General features: G+C 73.1%; 6 protein-coding genes. 4 read left to right on the top strand and 2 right to left on the bottom strand.

The window, feature by feature from the left end:
- Nucleotides 1-250: 250 nt before the first annotated feature.
- A complete protein-coding gene (gene nth, locus ACK4UM_RS16910) occupies nt 251-1,045 on the bottom strand; it encodes an endonuclease III (RefSeq protein ID WP_409801366.1) in 795 nt (264 codons plus the stop codon).
- 68 nt (nt 1,046-1,113) lie between these two features.
- Here nth and ACK4UM_RS16915 point away from each other — a divergent pair, with 68 nt between their 5' ends.
- The 4 genes from ACK4UM_RS16915 (at nt 1,114) to ACK4UM_RS16930 (ending at nt 5,225) form a co-directional block, all read left to right on the top strand.
- Complete coding sequence (locus ACK4UM_RS16915) at nt 1,114-1,620, top strand: DUF2244 domain-containing protein (protein WP_409801370.1); 507 nt, start codon at nt 1,114-1,116, stop codon at nt 1,618-1,620.
- 20 nt (nt 1,621-1,640) lie between these two features.
- Nucleotides 1,641-2,168, top strand: coding sequence for a tRNA (N6-threonylcarbamoyladenosine(37)-N6)-methyltransferase TrmO (gene tsaA, locus ACK4UM_RS16920; protein WP_409801373.1), 528 nt, complete (start codon nt 1,641-1,643; stop codon nt 2,166-2,168).
- 214 nt (nt 2,169-2,382) lie between these two features.
- Complete coding sequence (locus ACK4UM_RS16925) at nt 2,383-3,603, top strand: urate hydroxylase PuuD (protein WP_409801376.1); 1,221 nt, start codon at nt 2,383-2,385, stop codon at nt 3,601-3,603.
- Nucleotides 3,604-3,890: 287 nt separating this feature from the next.
- Nucleotides 3,891-5,225, top strand: a complete 1,335-nt coding sequence (locus ACK4UM_RS16930) for a CoA transferase (protein WP_409801378.1) — start codon at nt 3,891-3,893, stop codon at nt 5,223-5,225.
- A 12-nt stretch (nt 5,226-5,237) separates the two neighbouring features.
- On the opposite strand, the gene pbpC is transcribed toward ACK4UM_RS16930, so the two are convergent.
- Nucleotides 5,238-7,328 carry a penicillin-binding protein 1C gene (gene pbpC / locus ACK4UM_RS16935; protein ID WP_409801381.1) on the bottom strand — a complete coding sequence of 697 codons (2,091 nt, stop codon included), beginning with the start codon at nt 7,326-7,328 and terminating at the stop codon, nt 5,238-5,240.
- Nucleotides 7,329-7,519 lie beyond the last annotated feature (191 nt).

The following is a 7,519-nucleotide window of genomic DNA, read 5'->3' on the forward strand; positions in this document are numbered from 1 at the left end:
GCCGGGGCGGGGGGGCCCCCCCCCCCGGCGGCCCCCCCACGGCGCGAAGCGCCTGCGACGGGACGAGCTCTACGACAACGCCCCTTCGCCGCTTGCGCGGCGAATGACCCCATCCGACCCGTCGCCTTCGGCGCCGGGCCACCTTCCCCTGAGGGGAAGGAGAGGGGCGGCACCGCGTGATCTCTCACGTGCAGCGGGAGCAGGCCATGTCCCTCCCGCCATCCGTTAAGGGGAAGGCGGCACCCTTGCCTCATTCCCCCGCCTCCGGCTCGAGCGCCCGCCCCTTCGCGGCCGCCTTCGCGGGCCCCGGGGCCGGCGTCTTGTCGGGGAAGGTGCACAGATCCGCGATCGTGCAGCGCCAGCATTCCGGGCGGCGGGCCTTGCAGACGTAGCGGCCGTGCAGGATGAGCCAATGGTGGGCGTGGCGGCGGTATTCGTCGGGTACGATCGGGGTGAGCGCCGCCTCGACCGCGTCCGGGTTCTTGCCGTGGGCGAGCGGGATGCGGTGGGAGACGCGGAAGATGTGGGTGTCGACCGCGATCGTCGGCTCGCCGAAGGCGACGTTGACGACGACGGCCGCGGTCTTGCGGCCCACCCCCGGGAGTGTCTCCAAAGCCGCGCGCGAGGGCGGCACCGCCCCGCCGTATTCCTCGACGAGGATGCGGCAGAGCGCGATCACGTTCTTCGCCTTGGCGTTGAACAGCCCGATCGTCTTGATGTGCTCGCGCACGCCCTCCTCGCCGAGCGCGAGCATGGCGGCGGGGGTGTCGGCGATCGCGAAGAGCCGGCGCGTCGCCTTGTTCACCCCCGCATCCGTCGCCTGCGCGGAGAGCACGACGGCGACGAGGAGCGTGAACGGGTCGCGATATTCGAGATCCGAGCGCGGCTCCGGATTGGCGGCGCAGAGGCGGCGGAAGATCTCGGTGCGGGTCGCTTCGTCGACGACCCGGGGCGGCTTCTTCGCGCGCTTCGCGGCGGGCTTGCTCGCGGGCTTCGCCGCGGCGGAAGCGCGGCCTTGTCGCGCAGGACGGGATTTCACGGACATGTGCGCTTCCGATGGAGACCTTGCGCGTTATACTCCCCCCGAGGTCGACGACAAGGCATTCCCCCGCCATGGCCGAGCCCGAGACGACGACGACGATTGCCGATCCGCAGCGACCCGTGTTCGCCGCGACCATCACCCCGCATCGCTCGATGAACCCGTCGGGCGCGCGGCTCGTGCTGATCCTGTGCTGCCTCGCGGTGGTGGGGGCGAGCATCCCCTTCATCGTGCTCGGCGCCTGGCCGGTCGCGGGCTTTCTCGGGCTCGACATCGTCGCGCTCGCGATCGCCTTCCGCGCGAGCTTCCGCTCGGCGAAATCGGTGGAGGAGGTGGTGCTCACGCCGATCGACCTCCTCCTGCGCCGCATCAGCCATCGCGGCGAGCGCGAGGAGCGCCGCTTCAACCCGCTCTGGACGAAGCTCGACCGCGAGCACGACGAGGATTACGGTCTGATGAAGCTCGCCCTCGTCTCCCGCGGCGAGCGCGTCGTGATCGCCCGCGAGCTCTCGCCCCCCGAGCGCGAGAGCTTCGCGGACGCGCTCGGCGAGGCGCTCGCCAAGGTGAAGCGGGGGATGTGAGCGGCCGTCAGGAGGACGACGTGACGCGCGATCCGTCCGACCAGCGGCGGGCGGGAGAGGTGGCGATCGCGCTGCCGGAGGCTCCCGACGCCGGCTTGTATTTCATCGGGCGCATCCGCACGCCCTGGGCGACGCGCGACGATTGCCCGAAGAACGCCCGCGGCTCGGACGCGCTCTGCACGATCGAGCTCGATCCGCGCTACGAGCGCGGCCTCGCGGACCTCGCCACCTGCAGCCACGTGATCGTGCTCTACTGGATGGACGAGGCGCCGCGCGATCTCGTCGTGCAGGCGCCGCGCCACGGCACGCCGCGCGGCGTCTTCGCCCTGCGCTCGCCGGCGCGGCCGAACCCGATCGCGCTGTCGGTCGCCGCCCTCGTCGGCATCGAGGGGACCCGCATCGCCGTGCGCGGCCTCGATTGCAAGGACGGCACGCCGCTTCTCGACGTCAAGCCGTATTTCGCGAGCGTCGATTCGGTCCCCGACGCGCGCGTCGGCTGGAGCGAGGGCGAGGGGCGCAGGGCGCCCGAGGGCGGCTCGGCTCCCTGAGTGCGCCTTGGCCAGCGTGGCTCCGCACTCCCCCGTCATTCCGGGCGCGCTTCGCGCACCGGAATGACGATCGTGCGATGGCTCGACGATCCATCTCGCCGGAGGTGGAACGGCGCGCGGCGTGGTCGCGGGGGCGGGCCCTCTCAGGCCGCTTCCCCTTCCGTCACGGACGGACTAACCTCGCGCCATCGCCGCCTACCGCAATGCAGCAGAGATGATCGAGCCCGCAATCACCGAATGGACGAGCCAGCTCGCGCGCTGGGTTCACGTCATCACCGCCGTCGCCTGGATCGGCTCGTCGTTCTACTTCATCGCGCTCGATCTGAGCCTGAAGCGCCGCGAGGGGCTCGCCAAGGGCGTCTCGGGCGAGGCCTGGCAGGTGCATGGCGGCGGCTTCTACCGCATGCAGAAATACAATGTCGCGCCCCCCGAGCTTCCGCGCGAGCTGACCTGGTTCAAATGGGAGAGCTACGCCACCTGGCTGTCGGGCTTCTTCCTGATCGTGTGGATCTACTATCTCCAGGCCGATATCTACACGATCGATCCGGCCAAGCTCCCGCTCGCGCCCTGGCAGGCGGGGCTTTTGGGGCTCGGCGTGCTCGCCGGCGGCTGGATCGTCTACGACGCTCTGTGCAAGTCGCCGCTCGGCAAGAACGACGTGGCGCTCGGCGCCGTCCTGTTCGCGCTGATCGTCGCGGCGTCGTGGGGATTCGGGCTCGTGATGTCGGACCGCGCCGCCTTCCTGCACACGGGCGCGATGATCGCGACCTGGATGACGGGCTCGGTCTTCTTCGTCATCATCCCCAACCAGAAGAAGGTGGTGGCCGATCTCATCGCCGGGCGCGAGCCCGATCCGCGGCTCGGCAAACAGGCCAAGCAGCGCTCGCTGCACAACAATTACCTCACGCTGCCCGTCCTCTTCCTGATGCTCTCGACGCATTATCCGCTCGCCTGGTCGAGCGCCTATGCGCCGCTGATCGTCGCCTGCGTGATCGTGGCGGGCGCGCTCGTGCGCCATTTCTTCAACACGATGCATGCCGACCAGGGCTATGTCTGGTGGACCTGGGGCGGGGCGGCCGCCGCGATGGCGCTCGCGGCCTTCCTCTCGGTCGCCGGGCGCCCGTCCTTCGAGACGGTCGATTTCGACGCCGGCTTCGACCTCCCGGAAGCGCAGACGATCGCCTTCCAGGAGGCGATGGCGGTGATCCAGGGCCGCTGCGCCATGTGCCACGCCACCGAGCCCGCCTGGGCGGGCATCGCCTCCGCGCCCAAGGGCGTGCGCTTCGAGAGCCCCGCCGACATCATGCGCCACGCCGAGGAGATCCGCATCCAGAGCGTGCTGACCGGCGCGATGCCGCCCAACAACATCACCGACATGACGCCCGAGGAACGCCGCCTCGTCGCAGCGTGGCTCGCCAAGCGCGACGGGCGCTGAGCGTCCGCGAAGCAATCGAAGGGTGTCATCCCGGGCCGCGAAGCGGACCCGGGACCCATAACCTCGACGACAGTCCGAGCGCGCATGCCGCGCTCGAACCGCACCCTCGCAACAGCGATCATCGGAGATGCGCAGCCTACAGGCTGCGAACGAGGCGTGGTGGTTATGGGTCCCGGATCGCCTTCGGCGTCCGGGATGACAGCCGCCGAAATCGATCGCAAACTCGGAGCAGCGCTCCGGCGGAGCGGGGGACGACCACCGGAGACACACGGAGCGGAACGGCGCCCATGACGATCTTCGACGAGACCATCGCGAACGCGCTCGATCCGGGGGCCTCGGCCGAGATCGGGATCGCCATCGTCGGCGAGGTCCGGCTCCCCGGAATCTTCGACGTCTCGGGATTGGCGCTCGCCGCGACCGTCGCCGCCGGGCGCGAGCTCGCGCGCCTGACGGGAGCCGCGCGCATCCACGTCGATCGCGGCCTCGTCGAGGATTGGTTCGGGATCACGATCCGGCCGATCGGCTGGACGCTGCCCGATGCCTGGGACCCGGTCGCCGGCAATTACCGCGCGCGGGACGGCTGGATCAGGCTCCACACGAACGTCCCCGCCCATCTCTCGGCGACCTTGTCGGTTCTCGGCGTCGCGGCCGAGCGGCCCGCGGTCGCGCGGGCGGTGGAGGGCTGGGAGCGGCACGACCTCGAGGATGCGGTCGTCCGCGCGGGCGGGGTCGCCGCGGCGATGCGCAGTCTCGACGATTGGGCGGCGCATCCGCAGGGGCGCGCGGTCGCCGCCGAGCCGCTCGTCGCTTGGAGCACCCGCGACGGGGATCCCCGCGACCTGCCGGCTCTGCGCGGGGATCTCGACGGCCTGCGCGTGCTCGATCTCACGCGCGTCCTCGCCGGCCCCGTCGCGACGCGCTTTCTCGCCGGCTTCGGCGCGCGCGTCCTGCGCGTCGACCCGCCCGATTGGCGCGAGGACGGCCTCGCCCCGGAGACGACGCTCGGCAAGGCCTGTTGCGGGCTCGACCTGCGCCGCGAGGAGGACCGCGCGCGTTTCGAGGCGCTCGTCGCGCAGGCCCATGTCCTCGTCCACGGCTACCGCCCCGACGCGCTCGCGCGGCTCGGCTACGACGAGGCCGCGCGGCGGGCGCTCAATCCGAGCCTCGTCGACGTCGCGCTCTGCGCCTATGGCTGGACCGGGCCGTGGAGCGGGCGGCGCGGGTTCGACACGGTCGTGCAGATGAATGCGGGTCTCGCGCACGAAGCCATGGTGCGCACCGGCGCCGACGGGCCCGTGCCCCTCCCCGTCCAGGCGCTCGACCACGCGACGGGATACCTGATGGCCGCGAGCGTGCTGCGGGCGCTGCGGGCTTTGCGCGAGGAGGGACGCGTCTCGTCGGCGCGTCTGTCGCTCGCCCGCACGGCGGCGCTCCTCGTGTCGGGCGGCATCGCCGATCCGGGGCCGCGCCCGCCGCGCACGCGGGATCCCGAGACGTTCGCCGAGGAGACCGCCTGGGGACCGGCGCGGCGCGTCGCCTTTCCCCTGCGGATCGACGGCCGCGCCCCGATCTGGCGCCGCCCCGCCGCCCCCTTCCGCTCCGCCCCGGCCGAATGGCCGTGAGCGCGGCGTCCGTCAATCGAGCCGCACGAGCACGGAATCGGTCGCGCCGGTCGCGTCGATGACGGTGATGCGGGCGAAACCGGCGCCGCCGGGGCGCCAGGCGGTCTCGCGGCGCAGGGACGGCGCGTCGATGGGGGCGCCGTCGACCATCCAGGTGAGCGGCAGGACGCCGCCCTGGGCCTTCAGCGCGAGCGAGGCGCGCGGCCCCTCCCCGCCCCCGTCGAGCCGCGTCTCGACGCGGGCGCCGTCCGGCGGAAAGGCGATCGCGAGGCGCCCCACGGCGGCCGCCGCCAGCGTCTTCGGCCGATCGCGGCGGATGTGCCGCAGAGGCGGCGGGAGGGTCGCCGTCGTCGCGACGAGGGCGTGCGGGGGCGGCGCGATCGCGAGCGCCGCGCGACCCGTGCGGGCGACGGCGTCGAACAGGAGGGGGGCGGCGGCGTTGCGCCCGGTCAGCCCCGGCACCGGCGCCCCGTCCGCCCGCCCGACCCAGACCGCGACGACGAGGCCGCGATCGTAGCCGATCGCCCAGGCGTCGCGATAGCCGTAGGATGTGCCCGTCTTGAAGGCGAGCCGCCCGCCGAGCGCGCCGTCGGGCGGGGGCGTGCCGCGCAGGATGTCGAAGACGTACCAGGCGGCGACCGGGTCCGCGATGGGGTGGGCGGCCTCTCCGGGCAGCGGCGGGGGCGTGTCGCGGCGCAGGCGCAAGGCGGGCACGTCGCCGCCGCGCGCGAGCCCGGCATAGAGCCGCGCCATGTCCTCGAGCGTGATGCCGAGTCCGCCCAGCCCGATCGCGAGGCCGGGCTCGCTCTCGCGCGGCACGACGGGCCGCGTCCCCGCCTGGCGCAGGCGCGCGAGGAGGCGGGCGGGGCCGATCTCGGAGAGGAGCGCGACCGCCGGAAGATTGAGCGAATCCTGCAGCGCGCGCCGCGCGGTCGTCATGCCGGTAAAACCGAGATCGAAATTCTCCGGAGCATAGAGACCGAAGCGGGCCGGGCGGTCCTCGAGCACGGTCTCGGGATGGGCGAGCCCGCTCTCGAAGGCGAGCGCGTAGACGAAGGGTTTCAGCGCCGAGCCGGGCGAGCGCAGCGCGCGGGTCATGTCGACCGCCCCGCGCCGCTCGCTCCACAGATAGCCGGCCGAGCCGACGCGGGCCAAGACCTCCCCCGTCGGCGCGTCGATCACGAGGATCGCCGCCGAAAGGTCCGGCCCGAGCCGCGCGACGCGCCCGCGCACGAGGCTCTCGAGCGAGGCCTGGAGGGCGGCGTCGATGGTCAGCACGTGGCGGGCCGCCTCGGGCCGCTCGGCGCGGACCTCGTCGGCGGCATGCGCGGCGAGCATCGGGAAGGGGCGGCGTGCGCTCGGCACCGGCTCGGCGATCGCGCGCGCATGCTCGTGGGGCTCGATCAGGCCGGCGGCGAGCGCGCGGTCGAGGACGCGATCGCGGGCGCGGCGGGCGGCCTCCGGATGGCGGTCCGGACGGCGCGCCTCGGGCGCCTGCGGCAGCGCGACGAGGAGCGCCGCCTGCCCGTGTGAGAGGCGCTTCGGCTCGCGGCCGAAATAGGAGAGGCTCGCCGCGCGCACACCCTCGAGATTGCCGCCGAACGGGGCATGGGCGAGATAGAGGCCGAGGATCTCGTCCTTCGTCAGAAGGCTCTCCAGCTCGCGGGCGCGAAACGCCTGCCGCAGCTTCGCGTCGAGGCTGCGCGCCGCGCGCGGCTCGAGGAGGCGCGCGACCTGCATGGTGAGCGTCGACCCGCCCGACACGATCCGCCCCGCCGCGAGCGCCTGCCAGGCGGCGCGCAGGACCGCGCGCGGATCGACGCCGCCATGCTCGCGAAAGCGCTGGTCCTCGTAGGCGAGCAGCATGGCGACGTAGGTCGGGTCGACATCGTCGAGCGCCGCCGGCAGCCGCCAGCGCCCGTCGGCGATCGCGTAGGGGCGCAGGAGCGTGCCGTTGCGGTCGAGCACGATCACGGAGCGCTCCGCGCTCGCCGCGAGATCGAGCGGGGGGAGGCTCGCGGCATAGCGGGAGAGGGCGAGTGCGGTCGCGAGCCCGGCGAGGAGGAGGGCCGCGAGGGAGAGGAGGAGGGCGCGGGGGATCATGCGCCACCATCCCTTCCCGGAGGGGAGGGTGGCCTCCGAGCGAAGCGAAGGAGGTCGGGTGGGGCCCGACGCTCAAGGGACGATCTCAGCGCCACGGGCCCCACCCGGCCCCTGTCGCTGCGCTCCAGGGTCCACCCTCCCCTACGGGGAGGGATCTCGTCCGCGGCAGCATCCCTCCCCGCAGGGGAGGG

Origin of the sequence: Salinarimonas sp. (assembly GCF_046292825.1) — a bacterium.
Taxonomy (GTDB): domain Bacteria; phylum Pseudomonadota; class Alphaproteobacteria; order Rhizobiales; family Beijerinckiaceae; genus Salinarimonas.

Excerpts from the sequence above, each read along its gene's own strand:
- ACK4UM_RS16930 (WP_409801378.1), top strand. The coding sequence starts at position 3,891 with ATGACGATCTTCGACGAGACCATCGCGAACGCGCTCGATCCGGGGGCC.
- ACK4UM_RS16915 (WP_409801370.1), top strand. The coding sequence starts at position 1,114 with ATGGCCGAGCCCGAGACGACGACGACGATTGCCGATCCGCAGCGACCC.
- ACK4UM_RS16925 (WP_409801376.1), top strand. The coding sequence starts at position 2,383 with ATGATCGAGCCCGCAATCACCGAATGGACGAGCCAGCTCGCGCGCTGG.
- pbpC (WP_409801381.1), bottom strand. The coding sequence starts at position 7,328 with ATGATCCCCCGCGCCCTCCTCCTCTCCCTCGCGGCCCTCCTCCTCGCC.
- nth (WP_409801366.1), bottom strand. The coding sequence starts at position 1,045 with ATGTCCGTGAAATCCCGTCCTGCGCGACAAGGCCGCGCTTCCGCCGCG.